Source organism: Brevundimonas intermedia, from assembly GCF_027922165.1.
In the GTDB taxonomy this organism is placed as follows: Bacteria; Pseudomonadota; Alphaproteobacteria; order Caulobacterales; family Caulobacteraceae; genus Brevundimonas; species Brevundimonas intermedia.
Window position 1 is genome coordinate 52,812 of the sequence record NZ_BSFD01000010.1, and the last position, 19,171, is coordinate 71,982.

General features: G+C 64.7%; 23 protein-coding genes. 1 reads left to right on the top strand and 22 read right to left on the bottom strand.

What is annotated here, in order from left to right:
• Positions 1–6: 6 nt before the first annotated feature.
• From PKE72_RS12820 to PKE72_RS12910, 19 genes are all read right to left on the bottom strand, one after another.
• Positions 7–1,491, bottom strand: a complete 1,485-nt coding sequence (locus tag PKE72_RS12820) for an NADH-quinone oxidoreductase subunit M (protein WP_271165774.1) — start codon at positions 1,489–1,491, stop codon at positions 7–9.
• A 4-nt stretch (positions 1,492–1,495) separates the two neighbouring features.
• The gene (gene nuoL / locus PKE72_RS12825; RefSeq protein WP_271165775.1) at positions 1,496–3,589 is read right to left on the bottom strand and encodes an NADH-quinone oxidoreductase subunit L; all 2,094 of its coding nucleotides are present in this window, start codon (positions 3,587–3,589) and stop codon (positions 1,496–1,498) included.
• A gap of 2 nt (positions 3,590–3,591) precedes the next feature.
• Positions 3,592–3,900 carry an NADH-quinone oxidoreductase subunit NuoK gene (gene nuoK, locus PKE72_RS12830; RefSeq protein WP_008264046.1) on the bottom strand — a complete coding sequence of 103 codons (309 nt, stop codon included), beginning with the start codon at positions 3,898–3,900 and terminating at the stop codon, positions 3,592–3,594.
• Complete coding sequence (locus PKE72_RS12835) at positions 3,900–4,526, bottom strand: NADH-quinone oxidoreductase subunit J (protein WP_271165776.1); 627 nt, start codon at positions 4,524–4,526, stop codon at positions 3,900–3,902. Before PKE72_RS12835 ends, nuoK begins: the two co-directional genes overlap by 1 nt.
• A 73-nt stretch (positions 4,527–4,599) precedes the next feature.
• The gene (gene nuoI / locus PKE72_RS12840) at positions 4,600–5,091 is read right to left on the bottom strand and encodes an NADH-quinone oxidoreductase subunit NuoI (RefSeq protein ID WP_183195166.1); all 492 of its coding nucleotides are present in this window, start codon (positions 5,089–5,091) and stop codon (positions 4,600–4,602) included.
• A complete protein-coding gene (locus tag PKE72_RS12845) occupies positions 5,091–5,309 on the bottom strand; it encodes a hypothetical protein (protein ID WP_271165777.1) in 219 nt (72 codons plus the stop codon). Before PKE72_RS12845 ends, nuoI begins: the two co-directional genes overlap by 1 nt.
• A complete protein-coding gene (locus PKE72_RS12850; RefSeq protein ID WP_271165778.1) occupies positions 5,306–5,539 on the bottom strand; it encodes a hypothetical protein in 234 nt (77 codons plus the stop codon). The genes PKE72_RS12845 and PKE72_RS12850 overlap by 4 nt, the downstream gene beginning before the upstream one ends.
• Positions 5,540–6,619, bottom strand: a complete 1,080-nt coding sequence (gene nuoH, locus PKE72_RS12855; protein ID WP_271165779.1) for an NADH-quinone oxidoreductase subunit NuoH — start codon at positions 6,617–6,619, stop codon at positions 5,540–5,542. It abuts the gene before it with no gap.
• Positions 6,620–6,622: 3 nt separating this feature from the next.
• Positions 6,623–8,668: an NADH-quinone oxidoreductase subunit NuoG gene (nuoG, locus tag PKE72_RS12860; RefSeq protein WP_271165780.1), complete on the bottom strand. Its 2,046-nt coding sequence runs from the start codon at positions 8,666–8,668 to the stop codon at positions 6,623–6,625.
• A complete protein-coding gene (locus PKE72_RS12865) occupies positions 8,668–8,913 on the bottom strand; it encodes a hypothetical protein (RefSeq protein ID WP_271165781.1) in 246 nt (81 codons plus the stop codon). The genes nuoG and PKE72_RS12865 overlap by 1 nt, the downstream gene beginning before the upstream one ends.
• Positions 8,913–9,407 (bottom strand): hypothetical protein, encoded by a 495-nt coding sequence (locus tag PKE72_RS12870; RefSeq protein ID WP_271165782.1) that lies wholly within the window; start codon positions 9,405–9,407, stop codon positions 8,913–8,915. The genes PKE72_RS12865 and PKE72_RS12870 overlap by 1 nt, the downstream gene beginning before the upstream one ends.
• A complete protein-coding gene (locus PKE72_RS12875; protein ID WP_271165783.1) occupies positions 9,400–9,771 on the bottom strand; it encodes a hypothetical protein in 372 nt (123 codons plus the stop codon). Before PKE72_RS12875 ends, PKE72_RS12870 begins: the two co-directional genes overlap by 8 nt.
• Before the next feature lie 2 nt (positions 9,772–9,773).
• Positions 9,774–11,087, bottom strand: coding sequence for an NADH-quinone oxidoreductase subunit NuoF (gene nuoF, locus PKE72_RS12880; RefSeq protein WP_271165784.1), 1,314 nt, complete (start codon positions 11,085–11,087; stop codon positions 9,774–9,776).
• 393 nt (positions 11,088–11,480) lie between these two features.
• Positions 11,481–11,762, bottom strand: coding sequence for a hypothetical protein (locus tag PKE72_RS12885; protein WP_271165785.1), 282 nt, complete (start codon positions 11,760–11,762; stop codon positions 11,481–11,483).
• Positions 11,762–12,439, bottom strand: a complete 678-nt coding sequence (nuoE, locus tag PKE72_RS12890) for an NADH-quinone oxidoreductase subunit NuoE (RefSeq protein WP_271165786.1) — start codon at positions 12,437–12,439, stop codon at positions 11,762–11,764. Before nuoE ends, PKE72_RS12885 begins: the two co-directional genes overlap by 1 nt.
• Positions 12,436–13,710: an NADH-quinone oxidoreductase subunit D gene (locus PKE72_RS12895; protein WP_271165787.1), complete on the bottom strand. Its 1,275-nt coding sequence runs from the start codon at positions 13,708–13,710 to the stop codon at positions 12,436–12,438. The genes nuoE and PKE72_RS12895 overlap by 4 nt, the downstream gene beginning before the upstream one ends.
• Positions 13,710–14,339 (bottom strand): NADH-quinone oxidoreductase subunit C, encoded by a 630-nt coding sequence (locus PKE72_RS12900; RefSeq protein ID WP_271165788.1) that lies wholly within the window; start codon positions 14,337–14,339, stop codon positions 13,710–13,712. Before PKE72_RS12900 ends, PKE72_RS12895 begins: the two co-directional genes overlap by 1 nt.
• Positions 14,336–14,959 carry a NuoB/complex I 20 kDa subunit family protein gene (locus PKE72_RS12905; protein WP_271165789.1) on the bottom strand — a complete coding sequence of 208 codons (624 nt, stop codon included), beginning with the start codon at positions 14,957–14,959 and terminating at the stop codon, positions 14,336–14,338. Before PKE72_RS12905 ends, PKE72_RS12900 begins: the two co-directional genes overlap by 4 nt.
• Positions 14,929–15,306 (bottom strand): NADH-quinone oxidoreductase subunit A, encoded by a 378-nt coding sequence (locus PKE72_RS12910; protein WP_271165790.1) that lies wholly within the window; start codon positions 15,304–15,306, stop codon positions 14,929–14,931. The genes PKE72_RS12905 and PKE72_RS12910 overlap by 31 nt, the downstream gene beginning before the upstream one ends.
• A 205-nt stretch (positions 15,307–15,511) precedes the next feature.
• On the opposite strand from PKE72_RS12910, the gene PKE72_RS12915 reads away from it, so the two are divergent.
• On the top strand, positions 15,512–17,122 hold the full coding sequence (locus PKE72_RS12915) for an AbgT family transporter (protein WP_271165791.1): 1,611 nt from the start codon (positions 15,512–15,514) through the stop codon (positions 17,120–17,122).
• Positions 17,123–17,302: 180 nt separating this feature from the next.
• Here PKE72_RS12915 and PKE72_RS17525 read toward each other — a convergent pair whose 3' ends face one another.
• The 3 genes from PKE72_RS17525 to PKE72_RS12925 form a co-directional block, all read right to left on the bottom strand.
• Positions 17,303–17,605: an Ogr/Delta-like zinc finger protein gene (locus tag PKE72_RS17525; RefSeq protein ID WP_373878099.1), complete on the bottom strand. Its 303-nt coding sequence runs from the start codon at positions 17,603–17,605 to the stop codon at positions 17,303–17,305.
• 100 nt (positions 17,606–17,705) lie between these two features.
• A complete protein-coding gene (locus tag PKE72_RS12920; protein ID WP_271165792.1) occupies positions 17,706–18,758 on the bottom strand; it encodes a contractile injection system protein, VgrG/Pvc8 family in 1,053 nt (350 codons plus the stop codon).
• Complete coding sequence (locus tag PKE72_RS12925; RefSeq protein WP_271165793.1) at positions 18,755–19,171, bottom strand: phage tail protein; 417 nt, start codon at positions 19,169–19,171, stop codon at positions 18,755–18,757. Before PKE72_RS12925 ends, PKE72_RS12920 begins: the two co-directional genes overlap by 4 nt.

Genomic DNA, 19,171 nt, shown 5'->3' on the forward strand with positions numbered 1-19,171 from the left:
TTGGTCTCACCCGCCGATCGCGACGCGATAGGCATTGGTCAGGGCCTCGACGGCGGGCCCGGTGTAATCGAGGACGGCGGCCGGATGGACGCCCAGCCACAGGGTGCCGAGGATCAACGGCACAAACAGCGCAAGCTCACGCTTGTCGATGTCGGCGATGGTCATCAGCTTCGGATTGGTGATCTCGCCGAACATGACCGAACGATACAGGGTCAGGGCGTAGACCGCCGAGAAGATGACGCCCGAGGCCGCCACCAGGGCCGCCCAGGTCGAGGCCTGATAGGCGCCCGTCATGGTCAGGACTTCGCCGATGAAGCCCGAGGTGCCCGGCAGGCCGACGTTGGCCATGGTGAACATCAGGAAGATGGCGGCGAACCAGGGCATGCGCGAGGTCAGGCCGCCGTAGAAGGCGATCTCACGCGTATGCATCCGGTCATAGACGACGCCGACGCAGAGGAAGAGCGCGCCCGAGATCAGACCATGGCTGATCATCTGGAACACGGCGCCCTGCAGGCCCTGATCATTGCCCGAGAAGATGCCCAGGGTGACGAAGCCCATGTGGGCGACCGAGGAATAGGCGATCAGCTTCTTGATGTCCGTCTGACGCCAGGCGACCAGCGAGGTATAGACGATGGCGATCACCGACAGGGTGAAGACCAGGGGACGGAACATCTCGGACGCGACCGGGAACATGGGCACGTTGAACAGGATGAAGCCGTAACCACCCAGCTTCAGCAGAATGCCGGCCAGGATGACCGACCCCGCCGTCGGCGCCTGAACGTGGGCGTCGGGCAGCCAGGTGTGGACCGGCCACATCGGCATCTTCACCGCGAAGGAGGCGAAGAAGGCCAGCCACAGCAGGGGCTGAACCGCCGGGTCGAAGGCGTATTGCTTCAGCTCGGGGATGCTGGTGGTGCCGGCGGTGTGCGACATCCACAGCATGGCCAGCAGCATCAGCACCGACCCCAGCAGGGTGTAGAGGAAGAATTTGTAGGCCGCGTAGATCCGGTTGGCGCCGCCCCAGATGCCGATGATCAGGAACATCGGCACCAGGGTGCCTTCGAAGAAGATGTAGAAGAGATAGAGGTCCAGCGCCGTGAAGACGCCGATGACCAGGGTCTCGAGCACCAGGAAGGCGATCATATATTCGACGACGCGCGTCTCGATCGATTTCCAGCTGGCCAGGATGCAGATCGGCATCAGGAAGGCCGTCAGCAGGACGAACAGGATCGAGATCCCGTCGACGCCCAGATGATAGCTGGCCCCGGCGAACCAGGGGACCATCTCGACGAACTGATAGCTGACGTTCGACGGATCGAAGCCGGCGACCAGCACGACCGACACGCCCAGCACGACCAGGGTCGTAATCAGGGCGATCCAGCGCGCGGCCGGGGCGGCGGCGTCCTGGGTCTTGGACGCCAGCCGAGCGAGGAAGATCGCCAGGGCGCCGACCAGCGGCAGGAATGTAACGAGGCTCAGGATGTAGGGCACGGGCTCAGACTCCCCACGCGAAGATGGCGAAGGTGAGCAGACCGGCCACCCCGAGCAGCATCACGAAGGCATAGTAATAGAGGAAACCGGACTGGAACTTGGACAGCCAGCCGGCCGATTTCAGCGACGCCCAGGCGGCGCCGTTGGGGCCGAGGCCGTCGATGATCTTCACGTCGAAGATCTTCCAGAAGAAGTCGCCGATGGCCTTGAAGCCGCGCACGAAGACGAAGTCGTACAGCTCGTCGAAATACCACTTGTTGTAGAGGAAGCGGTAGATCGCGCCGTCCCGCTCGGCCATGCGACGGCCCATGCCCTCGCGAGCGACATAGATCCAGTAGGCGAAGGCCGTGCCGGTCAGGGTCAGGATCAGCGGCGACCACTTCACCCAGGTCGGAACGTCGTGGCTTTCGTGGAGCACATGGTTGTGCTCGCCGGTGAAGATGGCCCCGCGCCAGAACTCATGCTCGTGGTGGCCGATGAAGTGCGGCGCAAACACGAAGCCCGCAGCGACCGCGCCGACCGACAGCAGGATCAACGGAACCAGCATGACCCAGGGGCTCTCATGCGGGTGCAGCGGGCCGTGGTGGCCATGGTCGTCGTGCGCATGGTCGTCGTGGGCGTGCGAATCCGCGACCGGCTCGGAATGGGTTTCCAGCTGGGCGTGCGAAGCATGATCGTCCGCATGATGGGCGTCGCCCTCTTCCTTCCACACCGGCTTGTTGTGGAAGGTCATGAAGATCAGGCGCCACGAGTAGTAGGCCGTCAGACCGGCGGCGATCAGGCCGATGCAGAAGGCGAACATGCCGACCGCCGAATGACCCGAGGCGGCCGAGGCGAAGGCGCTCTCGATGATCGAGTCCTTCGAATAGAAGCCGGCGAAACCGCCGACGCCGGGAATGCCCAGGCCGGTGATGGCGATGGTGCCGATGGTCATGACGGCATAGGTGATCGGCAGCAGCTTCCACAGCCCGCCCATCTTCCGCATGTCTTGCTCGTGGTGCATGCCGTGGATCACCGAACCGGCGCCCAGGAACAGCAGGGCCTTGAAGAAGGCGTGGGTGAACAGGTGGAACATGGCCGACTGATAGGCGCCGACGCCCGCCGCGAAGAACATGTAGCCCAGCTGCGAACAGGTCGAATAGGCGATGACCCGCTTGATGTCGTTCTGGGTCAGGCCGACCGTGGCGGCGAACAGGGCCGTGATCGCGCCGATGATGGCGATGATCTGCGACGCGCCGGGGGCGTACTCATAGATGGGCGACAGCAGGCAGACCATATAGACGCCCGCGGTCACCATGGTGGCGGCGTGGATCAGGGCCGAAACCGGGGTCGGGCCCTCCATCGCGTCCGGCAGCCAGGTGTGCAGGAAGAACTGGGCCGACTTGCCCATGGCGCCGATGAACAGCAGGAAGCCGGCCAGATCCAGCGCGGACCAATGGACGCCCAGAAACTCCCAGGTCGTGCTGGCCTTGGTCGCCACCAGCGGGAACAGTTCGGCGAACTCGATCGTCCCGTACATCCAGAAGATGGTGATGATGCCCAGCACGAAGCCGAAGTCGCCGACGCGGTTGACGACGAAGGCCTTGATGGCGGCGGCGCTGGCGGTCGGCTTCTTGAACCAGAAGCCGATCAGCAGATAGGAGGCCAGGCCCACGCCTTCCCAGCCGAAGAAGATCTGCATGAAGTCGGCGGCCGTCACCAGCGCCAGCATCATGAAGGTGAACAGGGACAGATAGGCGAAGAAGCGCGGCCGGCTGTCGTCCTCGGCCATATAGCCCCAGGAATACAGGTGAACCAGCGACGAGACGCTGGTGACCACGATCAGCATGGTCGCCGACAGGGCGTCGATGCGGATCGACCAGGCCGACTGGAAGTCGCCCACATTGATGAAGGGGGCCAGGCGGATGGTGAAGGGCTCAAGATGGCCCCAGGTCCACTGGCCGAACACCGTCCAAGCGACGGCGCACGAGAAGAACAGCAGACCGGTCGTGATGGTCTGCGACGGGATATTGCCGATCCGGCGGCCGAACAGGCCGGCGACGGTCGCGCCCAGCAGCGGGGCGAAGATCCCGAGAATGATCAGGGTGTGGAGGTTCACGCTCAGCCCTTCATCACGGAGGCGTCGTCGACGGCGATGTCGCCGCGGTTACGGAAGAAGGTCACCAGGATGGCCAGGCCGACGGCGGCCTCGGCCGCGGCGACGGTCAGGACGAACATGGCCATGATCTGCCCGCTGATGTCGTTCAGATAGGTCGAGAAGGCGACGAAATTGATGTTCACAGCCAGCAGGATCAGCTCGATCGACATCAGGATGATGATGACGTTCTTGCGGTTCACGAAGATGCCGAAGACCCCGATGGTGAACAGGATCGCCGCCACGCTGAGATAATGGATGAGACCGATGTCCATCAGAGAAGCTCCTCGGGCGAGACGCCCTGCCCGGTCGGAACCGACTTGATCTCCATCGCCTTGGCGGCGGAGCGGTTGACCTGGGCGGTGATGTCCTGACGCTTGACGTGCGTCTTGTGGCGCAGGGTCAGGGTGATGGCCCCGATCATGGCGATCAGCAGCACGATGCCGGCGGCCTGGAAGAAGTAGATATAGTCGGTGTAGAGCACCCGGCCGATGGCCTCGACATTGCTCATGTCGGGATCGGGGGCGCCGGGTCCGGTCAGACCGGCGGTCGCGCCGCCCTGGATCACCGCGCTGGACACCACGATCATCTCGGCCAGCAGCACGGCCGCGACCACGCCGCCGATCGGCAGATATTTGGCGTAGCCTTCGCGCAGCTTCAGGAAGTCGACGTCCAGCATCATGACGACGAACAGGAACAGCACCGCCACGGCGCCGACGTAGACGACGACCAGCAGCATGGCCAGGAACTCGGCCCCCAGCAGGACGAACAGACCCGCCGCCGAAAAGAAGGCGAGGATCAACCACAGCACGCTGTGCACGGGATTGCGCGCGGTCACGACTAGGAGGCCGGACACCACGGCGGTCGCCGCCAGCAGATAGAAGGCTATGCCTTGCAGCATGTCGGGACGAAGCCCCTTTCGTATCGGCCGCGACCCCGTTGGGAATCGCCGACCCGTTCAAGCGAGATGCGCCTTAGCGGTAAGGCGCGTCGAGTTCCAGATTCTTGGCGATCTGCCGTTCCCAGCGATCCCCGTTGTCGAGCAGTCGGGCCTTGTCGAACAGCAGCTCCTCGCGCGTTTCGACGGCGTATTCGGAGTTCGGTCCCTCGACGATGGCGTCCACCGGGCAGGCCTCCTGGCACAGGCCGCAGTAGATGCACTTGACCATGTCGATGTCGTAGCGGGTCGTGCGGCGGCTGCCGTCGGCGCGCGGTTCGGCCTCGATGGTGATGGCCTGGGCGGGGCAGATAGCCTCGCACAGCTTGCAGGCGATGCACCGCTCCTCGCCGTTGGCGTAGCGACGCAGGGCGTGCTCGCCACGGAAGCGCGGCGACTGCGGATTGCGCTCGAACGGATAGTTCACGGTCGCCTTGGGGCGGGCCATGTACTTCAGGGTCAGGCCGATGGCGCCGATGGCGTCGAGCATCATCGCGCCCTTCGCGGCCTGGGCGATACGAGTGAACATCAGAAGCGATCCTCTGGCGCCGGAGCGCCGTTGGTTGAAGTCTGGGCGGGTGCGGCGGGGGCCGCGCCCTGGGTCTTAGACTGGGCGTCGCGCCATTCTCGCTCGATGCGTTCCTGGCGACGTTCCCACTGATAACCGGACTCAGGCATGCGCGTATCGGGCGCGCAGGCCGTAACCATAGGTACGAGGATCAGCAGCAGAGGGGTCAGACGGTTCACGCCCCGCCTCCCCGCAGCACGTCCTTGCAGTCCATGTCCTTATAGCGCGGATCGTCCCGGCTCATCATCCGGCACAGGTTGACCCGTTCGCCGCCGCGACGCGCCTCATCCTCGCGCCGCTCCATCGACGCGACCGGATCGGTCGGCGTCGGAGCGGCGATGGGCGCGAAGGTGCAGGCGGCGAGGCCCCACGATGCGACCAGGGCCAGGATGACGGGGCGTCGGTTCATCTATGCACCCACCGCGAAGACGCGCCAGGCGGCGGTGATGACCACGGCCACCAGCGAGGCGGGCAGGAAGACCTTCCAACCCAGGCGCATCAGCTGGTCGTAGCGGTAGCGGGGCACAAAGGCCTTAACCAGGGCGATGGCCAGGAACCAGAACACCGTCTTGGTGACGAAGGTCAGCAGATAGATGGTGTAGGCGATCCAGGCCGGAAGATCGTCCAGCGTTTCCTGCGACAGGAAGCCTGGGTTCCAGCCGCCGAAGAACAGGATGCTCATCATCGCCGACATGAAGACGATGTTGACGTACTCGCCCATCATGAAGAGCAGATAGGTCGTCGAGCTGTATTCGACCTGATAGCCGGCCACCAGTTCGGATTCCGCTTCCGGCAGGTCGAACGGCGGGCGGTTGGTTTCCGCCAGGGCCGAGACGAAGAAGACGATCGACATCGGGAACAGGATCACGATCAGGGGCCAGGTGCCCTGCCCGCCGCCGAAGGCGTACCAGTTCCAGAAATAGCCGCTCTGGCCTTCGACGATCTGCGACAGGTTCATCGTGCCGGCCAGCAGGATCACATTGATGATGATCAGGCCCAGCGAGACCTCATAGGACACCATCTGGGCCGCCGAACGCAGCGAGCCCAGGAACGGATACTTCGAGTTCGAAGCCCAGCCGCCCATGATGATGCCGTACACGCCCAGCGAGGAGACGGCGAAGATGTACAGGATGCCGACGTTCAGGTCAGACACCACCCAGCCCGGCGCGAACGGGATCACGGCCCAGGCCATGAAGGCCAGGATGACGGTGATGATGGGGGCCAGGATGAAGACCGCCTTGTCGGCGCCGGAGGGGATGACCACCTCCTTCAGCACGAACTTCAGCATGTCGGCGAACGACTGCAGCAGGCCGAAGGGGCCGACCACGTTCGGTCCCTTGCGCATCTGCACCGAGGCCCAGACCTTGCGGTCGGCCAGCAGCAGGAAGGCCACGGCGATCAGCACGCCGACCGTGATCAGCAGGATCTGACCGACAGTGATCAGCGTCCAGCCGCCCGGCGTGGCCCAGAAGGAAGTAGCAGCGTCCATGACTTACTCCGCCGCCATCGCGACCGGGGCGATCCGCAGGGCGGACAGCTCGGCCATGGTCGCGCTGGCGCGCGCGATCGGGTTGGAAAGATAGGGGTCCGTAATCGCCGAGGCGAAGACCCGGTCGCCCAGGTCGCCCTTGACGCCCAGCTTGGACGGATCGAAGGCGGCCGGCGCCGGCAGATAGTCGATCCGGCCGAAGGTCGGATGATCGGCCATCAGCTTGGCGCGCAGCTGGTCCAGGGTGTCGTAGGGCAGGGTCTGGTCGACGCGGGCGGACAGGGCGCGGATGATGGCCCAGTCTTCCTTGGCTTCGCCCTTGGGGAAGACGACGCGTTCGGCCATCTGCACCCGGCCCTCGGTGTTGACGTAGAGGCCCGACTTCTCGGTATAGGCCGCGCCGGGCAGGATGACGTCGGCGCCGTGCGCGCCGCGGTCGCCGTGGCTGCCCAGATAGACGCGGAAGGCGTTCGAACCGGTCGGATCGACCTCGTCGGCGCCCAGCAGGAACAACACGTCCAGCGCGCCCGGCTTCAGCATGTCCGAAACCGTCAGACCGCCTTCGGTCGGCACAAAGCCCATGTCCAGACCGCCGACGCGGGCGGCGGCGTGGTGCAGGACGTTGAAGCCGTTCCAGCCTTCGCCGATGACGCCGACCTTCTTGGCCAGGGCGCCCAGGGCGTTCAGGACGGCCGCGCCGCCCTCCCCGTTCAGCGCACCGGAGCCGACGATGATCGCCGGACGCTCGGCCTTGGTCAGGAAGTCCATCGCCGACTTGGGCAGCTTGGCCAGCGTCTTGGAACCGGCGCCCAGATAGGCGTAGTCGAAGGTCAGGTCGGCCTGTTCGCCGATGACGCCGATCTCGACCCCGCCCTTGATCCAGCTCTTGCGCAGGCGGGCGTTCAGCAGCGGCGCCTCGACGCGCGGGTTGACGCCCACGATCAGGATGGCGTCCGCCTTTTCAATGCCTTCGAGGCCGGAGTTGAACAGCCAGCTCTCGCGCGGACCATAGCCGAGCGCGGCGCCGTCCTGGCGGCAGTCGGTGTTCTTGGAGCCCAGGGCGCGGAACAGGTCCAGGGTCGCCTTCATCGACTCGGCGTCCTGCAGGTCGCCGGCGATCACGCCGATCCGGTCGGCCGAAGCCGCCTTCAGCTTGGCGGCGACCGCGTCCAGGGCTTCGTTCCACGAGGCGGCGCGCAGCTTGCCGTTCTCACGGATCCACGGGCGGTCCAGGCGGCGCGCGGTCAGGCCGTCGACGACATAGCGGCTCTTGTCCGACAGCCACTCCTCGTTGATGCCCTCGTTCACGCGCGGCAGAACCCGCATGACCTCGGAGCCGCGGAAGTCGGCGCGGATGTTCGAGCCCAGAGCGTCCATGACGTCGATGGTCTCGGTCTTCTTCAGTTCCCACGGACGGTAGTGGTACTGCCAGGGCCGGTGCGTCAGAGCGCCGACCGGGCACAGGTCGTTGACGTTGCCCGACAGTTCCGAGGCGACTGACTTCTCCAGATAGGTGGTGATCTCGGCGTCTTCGCCGCGCGAGATCATGCCGATGTCCGGCACGCCGGCGACTTCGGTGATGAAGCGGACGCAACGGGTGCACTGGATGCACCGCGTCATGAAGGTCTTGATCGTCGGACCCATGTTCTTTTCTTCGACCGCGCGCTTGTTCTCGGCATAGCGAGAACCGTCGCGGCCATAGGCCATGGACTGGTCCTGAAGATCGCACTCGCCACCCTGGTCGCAGATCGGGCAATCCAGCGGGTGGTTGATCAGCAGGAATTCCATCACGCCTTCCCGGGCCTTCTTGACCATCGGGGTGTCGGTGAAGATTTCCTGGCCTTCGGCGGCCGGCAGAGCGCACGAGGCCTGCGGCTTCGGCGGTCCAGGCTTCACCTCGACCAGGCACATGCGGCAGTTGCCTGCGATGGACAGGCGCTCGTGATAGCAGAAGCGCGGGATTTCCTGCCCGGCGCGCTCGGCGACCTGGAGCACGGTCATCCCGGGCTCGAACTCGACTTCGACGCCGTTGACCTTGGCGATGGGCATTATTCTCGAACTCCGCCGTACGGGCTGTCTACGAGGGTCAGACGTGTCTCGACCCGTTCGATACGTTGATCCAGGCGATCCAGGCGACGATTGACGCCTGCAAGCCCTTCCTCGACGTGGGTGGTGCGGACCTTCAGGTCGTGCATGTCCTCGCCGAGCCGATCCATCTTGGTTTCCATGGACGTCAGACGTCCTTCGACGCGACGCAGGATCTGGAGAACGAGGTTGTCGGGTTCATCCGCCATCACCGCGCCTCCTCTTCTGCGGGAACAGCCAGTTCGGCCTGTTCCGTCGTCCCGTCCGGGAGGGTCTGAGTGACGGTGATCGCCTGACCGTCCATGACGTAGCGGACCACCGGGTCATCCGCCTGGTTCATCCAGCGAACGAGCGTGGCGTCAGGCAGATCGAGCGGCTTCCACACGATCAGGTCTTTCTCGACCCGGCAGTCAGCACGCATCCGGCCGCCGTCGACCGGAGCACGCCACGAGGCATGAACCACCCCGCCGTCGACACCGTCGACGTCGATCGCCATCGGCGGCTGACCGTGGATCGCGGCTAGGCCGGCGCGGCAGACGCGGCGCAGATCGGCCGCGCTCAGAACCTCAGGGGCCGTCTGCACGGCGTCGGACGGTTTGGCCGCAGCCTTCTGGGCCACAGTCGGGGCAGTCTTCTCAGCAGGCTGGCCACAGGCTGCCAAAGCCAATCCGGATAGGCCCAGAACTACGAGGAGCTTAAGCATATAAGCCCTCCCACCTGGACTTAAGCCAGTTCATGCCAGACCTCATCACAACGGCAATCAGGCCGAGGACGCAAAGACTGGTGCTGATCAGATAAGGCCAGAAGGCCGCACTTAGAGTTTGAGCGAACAAACCCTCCATGGGCCCGACTTCAACGTCGTTTTGCACAAGAACAAAGAAGACAAGGACGGTCATGGCGGGGATAGCCGCTGCAACGACCAGCAGCGCCCCCGACCGAAGCTGGTAACGCAGGAAGCGCACGGCTCCGACAACGAAAGCCGCAAGCCACGCAGGCCAGAATATCACCGCGCTCATACCGAAGGCGAATGCAATCTGGTTCAGGACTGGGGTTTCGTAGCCTTGCATCACTACTCCGCCGCGATCGCGTGGCCGGCGAAGTTCGCGCGGCGGCTGCGGTAGTTGGCGATACGCTCTTCGATCTCGTGACGGAAGTGACGGATCAGGCCCTGAACCGGCCAGGCGGCCGCGTCGCCCAGGGCGCAGATGGTGTGGCCCTCGACCTGGCCAGCGACGTCCAGCAGCAGGTCGATTTCCGACGGATCGGCCTCGCCCACAGCCATACGCTCCAGCACGCGCCACATCCAGCCGGTGCCTTCACGGCACGGCGTGCACTGGCCGCAGCTCTCATGCTTGTAGAAATAGCTGATGCGGGCGATGGCCTTCACCAGGTCGGTGGAGTTGTCCATCACGATGACGGCGGCGGTGCCCAGGCCCGAACGCATTTCGCGCAGGCTGTCGAAGTCCATCAGCGCCGTCTCGGACATTTCGCGCGTGATCAGCGGCACGGACGAACCGCCCGGAATGATAGCCTTCAGATTGTCCCAGCCGCCGCGCACGCCGCCGCAGTGTTCTTCCAGCAGTTGCCTCAGCGGGATCGACATGGCCTCTTCGACCACGCAGGGCGCGTTCACATGGCCCGAGATGGCCATCAGCTTGGTGCCGGTGTTGTTCGGACGACCAAAGCCGGCGAACCAGCCGGCGCCGCGACGCAGGATGGTGCCGACGACGGCGATCGACTCGACGTTGTTCACCGTGGTGGGGCAGCCGTACAGGCCTGCGCCGGCCGGGAACGGCGGCTTCAGACGGGGTTGGCCCTTCTTGCCCTCCAGCGATTCCAGCAGGGCGGTCTCTTCACCACAGATATAGGCGCCGGCGCCGTGGTGGATATAGACGTCGAAGTCCCAGCCGTGGACGTTGTCCTTGCCGATCAGCTTGGCCTCATAGGCCTGCTTGACCGCCGCCTCCATCCGCTCGCGTTCCAGCACATATTCGCCGCGCAGATAGATGTAGCAGGCGTGGGCCTGCATGGCGAAGGAGGCGATCAGGCAGCCTTCGATCAGCAGTTGGGGATCATGACGCATGATCTCCCGGTCCTTGCAGGTGCCGGGTTCGGATTCATCGGCGTTGACAACCAGGTAGTGGGGACGATCCTTCACTTCCTTGGGCATGAAGGACCACTTCAGCCCGGTCGAGAAACCGGCGCCGCCGCGACCGCGCAGGCCGGACGCCTTGACGTTGTTGATGATCCAGTCGCGGCCAAGATCCAGCATGTCCTTGGTGGCGTTCCAGGCGCCACGTTTCTTCGCCCCGTCCAGCGTCCAGTCCTGGAAGCCGTACAGGTTGGTGAAGATCCGGTCCTTGTCTTCGAGAATGCCGACCATCAGGCTGCTCCTCCGTCTACGCCGACGGGGGGGACCGAGAGCGGACTGGCGTTCGAGGCCGAGATCGCGTTGGCCGGGAGGCGGCTGACGCGGTTCAGGGCTGGGGGTGTTACGCGGTTCGGAAGCATCAGCAGGACCGGGTGAAGGCGTAGAGGACGCGGTCGCGGGGGCGACCGAAGGGGATGTTGGCGGGGTTTGCGCCGATACGGGCCCGGCGCTCAGCGACAGGCTGGCCGCGCCGGCCAGATTGACCAGCAATCGGCCCGTCCCGGCGGGGCTCCACCCGCCTCGGCCGCGCTTGGGCGCGCGGCGCCCTGCCCGTTTCTGATCCATCGACATGGCGCCCCCCGGCACGCTGCATCGAATTCATGGAACCATAATAGATCGACGCCGTCATGACGTTGCGCCTTCCAACTCGCGCATCCGGCGTTTGTGATGCCGATTGCGGGTGTAGATGGCGCCGATGACGCAGGCCCAGCCGAAGCCGAGCATGACGTAGGACAGGGTGAAGGCCCATTCGCCGAGGCCCGGCGTCCCCTGACGGGTCAGCAGGATCAGCATGGCCGCGCCGACCACGAGCGCGAGCCCGCCGGCGCGCAGGGGGCGCGCGACCTGGCGCAGCTCCTTGCGGTATGCGGCGCGGCCTTCGTCGCTGTCGAGGTCGGGTGCAGGCATCAGGCCGGGGCCTTCTCGACCGGCGCCGGATCGCTGTTGGGCAGCTTCTTGATCGGCTTGGCGGCCGAACCGTCATACAGTTTCGGATCCAGCAGGGTCTTGGCCCCGCCGGCCGGTTCGGACGTCGCGCGGCCCTGATAGGAGCCCGGCTTGGGCGTCTTGCCGGCGGCGAAGTCGTCGATGATCTGGCCGATGGTTTCGGGCGTCAGGTCTTCGAAATAATAGTCGTTGATCTGGGCCATGGGCGCGTTCGAACAGGCGCCCAGGCATTCGACTTCCTGCCAGGTGAAACGGCCGTCGGCGGACAGATGGTCCTTGGGACCGATCTTCTCCTTGCAGACCTTCATCAGCTCATTGGCGCCGCGCAGCATGCACGGGGTGGTGCCGCACACCTGGATCAAGGCGGTCTTGCCGACCGGCTCCAGCATGAACATGGTGTAGAAGGTCGCGACCTCCAGCACCCGGATGAAGGGCATGCCCAGCAGTTCGCCGATGGCGCGGATGGCGGGTTCGGAGACCCAGCCTTCCTGTTTCTGGACCAGCCACAGGATCGGGATCACCGCCGACTGGCGACGGTTTTCCGGATACTTCTTGATCCACCATTCGGCCTTGGCCTTGGTGTCCTTCGAAAAGGCGAACGAGGCCGGCTGTTCCTTGGCGAGACGACGAACGCTCATCGGTCCACTTCTCCGAAAACGATGTCGAGCGAGCCCAGGATGGCGGAGACGTCAGCCAGCTGGTGGCCGCGGTTCATCCAGTCCATCGCCTGCAGGTGACGGAAGCCCGGCGCCGAGATCTTGACGCGGTAAGGTTTGTTGGTGCCGTCCGACACCAGATAGATGCCGAACTCGCCCTTGGGCGCTTCGACCGAGGCGTAGACCTCGCCCTCGGGCGTCTTGAAGCCCTCGGTGTACAGCTTGAAGTGATGGATCAGGGATTCCATCGACCGCTTCATCTCGCCGCGACGCGGCGGAACGATCTTGTTGTCCTCGATCATCACCGGCTCGCCGGGGCAGTTGCGCAGCTTGTGGATGCACTGCTCCATGATCCGCACCGACTGCTTCATCTCCTCAATGCGGCAGAGGTAACGATCCCAGCAGTCGCCGTTCTTGCCGACCGGAACATCGAACTCCAGCTCGGCGTAGCACTCGTACGGCTGTGACTTGCGCAGATCCCAGGCGATGTCCGAGCCGCGCAGCATGACGCCGGTGAAGCCCCAGGCCAGGGCCTGTTCCTTGGACACCACGCCGATGTCGACGTTGCGCTGCTTGAAGATGCGGTTCTCGGTGACCAGGCTCTCGATATCGGCCAGGGCCTTGGGGAACTCCAGGCACCAGCGACCGATGTCGTCGATCAGGTCCATCGGCAGGTCCTGGTGGACGCCGCCGGGACGGAAATAGTTGGCGTGCAGACGCGCGCCGCAAGCCCGCTCGTAGAAGACCATCAGCTTTTCGCGCTCTTCGTGACCCCACAGCGGGGGCGTCAGAGCGCCGACGTCCATGGCCTGCATGGTCGCGTTCAGCAGGTGGTTCCCGATCCGGCCGATCTCCGAATAGAGGACGCGGATCAGCTGGGCCCTGTACGGCACCTCGACGCCGAGCAGCTTCTCGATGGCCAGGCAGAAGGCGTGTTCCTGGTTCATCGGCGCGACATAGTCGAGCCGGTCCAGATAGGGCACGTTCTGCAGGTAGGTGCGAGCCTCCATCAGCTTTTCGGTGCCGCGGTGCAGCAGGCCGATGTGCGGATCGACGCGTTCGACGATTTCGCCGTCCAGCTCCAGCACCAGGCGCAGCACGCCGTGCGCAGCCGGGTGCTGCGGGCCGAAGTTGATGGTGAACTTGCGGTCGTCCATCGCCTTGGCGTGGTCGGTGCGGTGATCGACCGGCATGTCCTCGAAAGGATCGATGGCGCCGTTCACGGGCGCGGTTACGGGGGCTCCGTCAGCCATCAGCCCTTCACTCCTGCCTTTTCGTCGCCGGGAAGCACGGGCGCCGGATAATCGGCCCCTTCCCACGGCGACAGGAAGTCGAACGTCCGGAATTCCTGCGTCAGCTTGACGGGTTCATAGACGACCCGCTTCTGCTCTTCGTCGTAACGGACCTCGACATAGCCGGACATCGGGAAGTCCTTGCGCAGCGGATGCCCTTCGAAGCCGTAGTCGGTCAGCAGGCGACGCATGTCGGGGTGGCCCGAGAAGATCACGCCATACATGTCGTAGGCTTCGCGTTCGAACCAGCCGGCCGAAGGATAGACTTCGGACACGGTCGGCACAGGCTGGACCTCGTCGGTCACGACCTTGACGCGGACCCGCGCGTTCCGGGTCAGCGACAGCAGATGATAGACGATCTCGAACCGCTCTTCACGATCCGGATAGTCGGCGCCGCAGAGGTCCAGCAGTTGCTGGAAGCCGAAACGGTCGCGCAACCCGGTCATGACCTCGACGATCCGCTCGCGCGGCGCGACCAGGGTCAGCTCCCCGAACGCCACCTGAGCCTCGACACCCAGGGCCCCCACCAGCTCGGCGCCCATCGGCGTCAACGCGGCCTCGAACTGGGCCTGAACAGCCAGCGAGCTCATCGATCGATGGTCCCCGTGCGACGAATCTTCTTCTGCAACTGCAGCAGGCCGTACAGCAGCGCCTCCGCCGTCGGCGGGCACCCCGGCACATAGACGTCCACCGGCACGACCCGGTCGCAGCCGCGAACAACGCTGTAGCTGTAGTGGTAGTAGCCGCCGCCGTTGGCGCAGCTGCCCATGGACACGACGTAGCGCGGGTCGGGCATCTGGTCGTAGACCTTGCGGATGGCGGGGGCCATCTTGTTGGTCAGGGTGCCGGCGACGATCATCAGGTCTGAGTGACGCGGGCTGCCGCGCGGAGCCATGCCGAAACGTTCCACGTCGAAACGCGGCATCGACATCTGGATCATCTCGACGGCGCAGCAGGCCAGGCCGAAGGTCATCCACATCAGCGAGCCGGTGCGCGCCCAGGTGATGACGTCGTCCAGCGAGGCGGTCAGGAAGCCGCGCTCGCCTAGCTCCATATTGACTGACTCGAAGAACTTGTCGTGGATCTTGGGATCATAGCCCTCGACCATCGAACGGGCGGCCGAGTTGGCCGGAACCACTGCCCCGGCCGAAACGCTGGCCAGCGGCGAGGAGGGTGCGACTATTCCCATTCCAGGGCTCCCTTCTTCCATTCGTAGATGAAGCCGATGGTCAGGACGCCCAGGAAGACCATCATCGACCAGAAGGCGAAGATCATGCCGGCGTGCGACAGGTCGAACATCGACACCGCCCACGGGAACAAGAAGGCCACTTCCAGGTCGAAGATGATGAAGAGGATCGACACCAGATAGAAGCGGACGTCGAACTTCATCCGGGCGTCGTCGAAGGCGTTGAACCCGCATTCATAGGCGGACAGCTTCTCTGAATCGGGATTCTTGGGCGCCAGCAGCATCGGCAGGGCGATGAAAAGCACGCCGATGAAGGCGGCGATGCCGGCGAAGATAATGACCGGCAGATACTCGAGCAGAAATGCGTTCATTCAAAGAACCTCGGCCGCCGGGGAGAGGCGGGATTCGGCGCTTCTTAGACCCAACGTTCGCGCGGTTCAAACCCCTGCTGTGATTGGTTTTTTATTGAGAATGGATCGCAAGTCGCGAGGCCATATGTCGCAGCGGCGCGGCTTGCCGTTTCGCCCCCTTCACGGCCCTACTGCGGCCTTGAAATCGTAACCGAAAGTCATCTGGATGAGCGCTGGCAGCCGTATCCTGAACGCCGTCGAGAGAGTGGGGAATCGGCTGCCCGATCCCGTCTTTCTCTTTCTGTGGCTGATCGGCGGCCTGATCCTGCTCAGTCTGGTCGGGGCCGGTCTGGGATGGTCCGCCGTCAATCCGGTCACGGGTGATCGGCTGGTGGCGCAAAGCCTGCTGTCGGCGGAGAATCTCGAGCGGCTGATCATCGGCATGCCGCGCACCCTGGCGGATTTCCCACCGCTGGGGATCGTAATCACCATCATCTACGGCGCCTCCGTGGCCGAGAGGACCGGGCTTTTCGCCACAGCGATTCGCGGCGCCCTGCTGAATGCCCCGCGCGCCATACTGACGCCGGTGGTGGTGATCACAGGCATGGTCTCTCATCACGCCTCGGACGCCTCCTATGTGGTGGTGATCCCGCTGGCGGCGGTGATCTTCGCAGCGGCGGGCCGTCACCCTCTGGCGGGGCTGGCGGCGGGCTTCGCCGCCGTATCGGGCGGTTACGCCGGCAATCTGTTCCCCGGCGCCAGCGACGCTCTGATCCTGGGCATCACCGAACCGGCGGCCCATCTGATCGACCCCTCCTATTCGGTGAACATCGCCGGCAACTGGTTCTTCATTGTCGGAGTGGTGGTCGTCTTCACCCCCATCGTCTGGTTCCTGACCGACCGGGTGATCGAGCCCCGGCTGGGTCGCTGGGTCCCGTCCGAAGGCGTGGCTGCGCCCGCAGCGTCGGAAAAGCAGCCCCTGACCACGACAGAGAAGCGCGGTCTGTCCTGGGCCGGCCTGGCGCTTCTGGGTATGATCGGCCTTTGGACCCTGATCACCCTTCTGCCCGGTTCGCCGTTTGTGGATCCAGAGGCGGTGGCGGAACAGAGGTTCAACCCGCTGTATCGTTCTCTGGTCGCCTTCTTCGCTGTGACCTTCTTCGTTCTGGGCGGCGCCTATGGAGCCGGATCCGGTTCGATCCAGTCTCATCGCGACCTGGTGAAGATGATGCGCGACGGGATCGCCCAGCTGGCGCCCTATATCGTCCTGGCCTTCTTCGCCGCCCATTTCGTCGCCATGTTCAACTGGTCGGGCCTGGGACCGATTCTGGCGGTCAACGCCGCCGCTGAGCTGAAGACCCTCGCCCTGCCCGCCCCGCTGCTGCTGATCTGCGTCGTGCTGGTCTCATGCGTCTTCGACCTGTTCATCGGCTCGGCCTCGGCCAAATGGTCCGCCCTGGCGCCCATCGTGGTGCCCATGTTCATGCTGTTGGGAATCTCGCCCGAGATGACGACCGCGGCCTATCGAATGGGCGACTCGGTGACCAATATCGCTACGCCGCTGATGAGCTATTTCCCCCTGATCCTGACCTTCGCCCAACGCTGGGATCCGCGGTTTGGCTTGGGGTCGTTGATGGCGACCATGCTGCCCTATGCCGGCGCTTTCCTGGTCGCAGGCCTGGCCATGGTGGCGGCCTGGGTGGCGTTCGATCTGCCCGTGGGCCCGGGCGTGGGCGTCCACTACGAGCCGCCTGTCCCCGCTGTCGCCGCGCAAGAGCCGGTCACGGGCGGTCTGGCGGGTCCGCACAGCCCGCCCCAGGCGGCGGCGAGGCCGTGACGGCGGCCGCTGCGATGGAGCGGAAACGGTGGTAGGCGGCGACGGGTTCGAACCGCCGACCCTCTCGGTGTAAACAACTGGCTTTGAGGCTGGAAGCCAGCAATGGCGGGCTTTCAACCTTTCTATGTTTCCGTTTTCGTTCCCGGTAATTTTGGCAGTTTCCGGGAAATAGCTGGGAAACTACAGCGCCTCGGCCGGCGCTAGGACCTGGTCGTCATTGGCCGGCTGCGGCGTCGGCGCGCCGGCGGCCTTTCGCCTCGTGGCCGTTACGGGTAGCGCGACGCGCGGGTTAGGGCTGGCGCTCTGAACGACAGTGCGTTCGATGATGATCGAGGCGACCCCGACCCATCCGCATTCTAGGTTAGAACAGCGCAGATAGGTCTCCCGATACGTTGGGGAAACACCCCTGGACGATCGCGCGGCGGAGGCCGAACCACAGTGAGGGCAAGGCACACGGCCGCCGTATCGCTTCATCCCAAGCATTCTGCATTTCCCTGCGCGGCCCCCACATGTCTCATAACAGAAATGGTTCCAGCGGTGCTGTAAAAAAACTTCAGGTTATGCGGTTTGTAACCGACCATCGTCAGGCAGTCGTCGCCGGCGGCGCGCCCAGCTCCATCTGCAGGCTGGTCTTAAGACCGCCCGCCCCGTCCAGGCGGTGGCTGGTTTCCACGATCAGCCATTCGGCGTGATCGATCTCGGGCTTGAAGCCGCTGACCGTCACCTTGCGTTCGGGGTAGAGGGTTGGATCCCCGATCGCCAACGTGATCGAGAACTTGGCCACCTTCCGCTTCTGTTTCGCTTGGTGGGCCTCGGCGGCCCGACGGGCCGACCGCTCGCTCGCATATGTCCTTCCCAGCTTCTTGGGATTGGTGGCTGAGCCGACGGTTACCTGGCGGCGCTGAGCGCTCCCACGGTCGTGATACTCGACCGTGACGCCGGAATAATTCTCACGCTCGGCCGATTCCCAGCGGCATCCATCGCCTTTGCGGCGGGTGATGGTGGCCGGCGGGATAGGTTGCCCTCCGGCCGTCTCCCCTGCCCCTACGGACGCGAACAGCAGCTTCTGGGCTTTCACGGTGGCCACAGCGTCGTGAAGCCGCCCCAGGCGCGCTAGGAGGGCGCTGTCGCTTTCCCGGCCCTGGGTGAGGTGATCGACGACGATGGAGGCCTTGTCGGCGGCCACAGCCGCCTCCAGCGCGTTGCGCGCCGCGATTTCGTTCAGCACGGCGCCAAGGGTCGTGTTCGACCAGGTTTGAGAACGGCGCGTTCGGAAAGCCCGCGTCAGGTCGGCCGACTTGGCTCTGATCGTCAGGACGTCGGGCGTCCCCGACCAGCATCGTTCGTCGACCTTGAAGCTGCCCTTGTCCACCAACTGAGGCACGGCGCCGTCCCGTAGTTCGAGCCACCCGAGTTTAAGGGTGATCATCGCGCCGGCGCTGGGGATGGCCAACTTACCGTCATGGTCCTTCAGGATGATCTCGAGCTCGTCAGCATCCGCGCCGCGCTTTTCAGTGAGGGACAGGCTTTCTAGGCGTGGATTGACCGCGACGTTGATGCTCTGGCCGTCGACGACCAGATCATAGACCGGGCGGCGGTGAACATACCGCGCGGCGGCGCCGTCCGACGTGCTCACGTCGCCACCGTGCTAACGCCAGCGGCGTCGTCATCGTCGTCATCGACCCGCTTCAGGGTGATGGTGAAATCGACCATGAGCGCCTGGCCGTCGACCAGGAAGTTGCGCTTGGTTTCGTCCAGGTCGGTGATGACATAGGCGCCGTAGACGTAGCCCTCGCCATCGAGGAGCGGATAAGCAGAACCGGCCTTGGCCATGAGGGCGATATCGTCCAGGGCCTCGGCGTGGCCGATCTGCCCGGGCGCCAACAAGCCGCCAAGGACGATGATATCATCGCCCGGGCCCGCGTACTGGCTGGCGGCGCGTGCTCCCACGCGGTCGCCTGACGGATGACGCCAGTTCCGCCGGCGCTGCAGCTGGTTGAACAGCGCAGTGTCGATCGAGAAATCGAACATTCCGAGAGCGAGCAGCAT

Excerpts from the sequence above, each read along its gene's own strand:
- nuoH (WP_271165779.1), bottom strand. The coding sequence starts at position 6,619 with ATGGACGCTGCTACTTCCTTCTGGGCCACGCCGGGCGGCTGGACGCTG.
- PKE72_RS12925 (WP_271165793.1), bottom strand. The coding sequence starts at position 19,171 with ATGCTGCTCGCTCTCGGAATGTTCGATTTCTCGATCGACACTGCGCTG.
- PKE72_RS17525 (WP_373878099.1), bottom strand. The coding sequence starts at position 17,605 with ATGCTTGGGATGAAGCGATACGGCGGCCGTGTGCCTTGCCCTCACTGT.
- PKE72_RS12910 (WP_271165790.1), bottom strand. The coding sequence starts at position 15,306 with ATGAACGCATTTCTGCTCGAGTATCTGCCGGTCATTATCTTCGCCGGC.
- PKE72_RS12895 (WP_271165787.1), bottom strand. The coding sequence starts at position 13,710 with ATGGCTGACGGAGCCCCCGTAACCGCGCCCGTGAACGGCGCCATCGAT.
- nuoI (WP_183195166.1), bottom strand. The coding sequence starts at position 5,091 with ATGTTCACTCGTATCGCCCAGGCCGCGAAGGGCGCGATGATGCTCGAC.
- PKE72_RS12870 (WP_271165782.1), bottom strand. The coding sequence starts at position 9,407 with ATGCTTAAGCTCCTCGTAGTTCTGGGCCTATCCGGATTGGCTTTGGCA.
- PKE72_RS12905 (WP_271165789.1), bottom strand. The coding sequence starts at position 14,959 with ATGGAAGAAGGGAGCCCTGGAATGGGAATAGTCGCACCCTCCTCGCCG.
- nuoE (WP_271165786.1), bottom strand. The coding sequence starts at position 12,439 with ATGAGCGTTCGTCGTCTCGCCAAGGAACAGCCGGCCTCGTTCGCCTTT.
- PKE72_RS12865 (WP_271165781.1), bottom strand. The coding sequence starts at position 8,913 with ATGGCGGATGAACCCGACAACCTCGTTCTCCAGATCCTGCGTCGCGTC.
- PKE72_RS12875 (WP_271165783.1), bottom strand. The coding sequence starts at position 9,771 with ATGCAAGGCTACGAAACCCCAGTCCTGAACCAGATTGCATTCGCCTTC.
- nuoF (WP_271165784.1), bottom strand. The coding sequence starts at position 11,087 with ATGGTCGGCATTCTCGAAGACAAGGACCGGATCTTCACCAACCTGTAC.
- nuoG (WP_271165780.1), bottom strand. The coding sequence starts at position 8,668 with ATGCCCATCGCCAAGGTCAACGGCGTCGAAGTCGAGTTCGAGCCCGGG.
- PKE72_RS12900 (WP_271165788.1), bottom strand. The coding sequence starts at position 14,339 with ATGAGCTCGCTGGCTGTTCAGGCCCAGTTCGAGGCCGCGTTGACGCCG.
- PKE72_RS12835 (WP_271165776.1), bottom strand. The coding sequence starts at position 4,526 with ATGCTGCAAGGCATAGCCTTCTATCTGCTGGCGGCGACCGCCGTGGTG.
- PKE72_RS12850 (WP_271165778.1), bottom strand. The coding sequence starts at position 5,539 with ATGAACCGACGCCCCGTCATCCTGGCCCTGGTCGCATCGTGGGGCCTC.
- PKE72_RS12885 (WP_271165785.1), bottom strand. The coding sequence starts at position 11,762 with ATGCCTGCACCCGACCTCGACAGCGACGAAGGCCGCGCCGCATACCGC.
- PKE72_RS12915 (WP_271165791.1), top strand. The coding sequence starts at position 15,512 with ATGAGCGCTGGCAGCCGTATCCTGAACGCCGTCGAGAGAGTGGGGAAT.
- nuoK (WP_008264046.1), bottom strand. The coding sequence starts at position 3,900 with ATGGACATCGGTCTCATCCATTATCTCAGCGTGGCGGCGATCCTGTTC.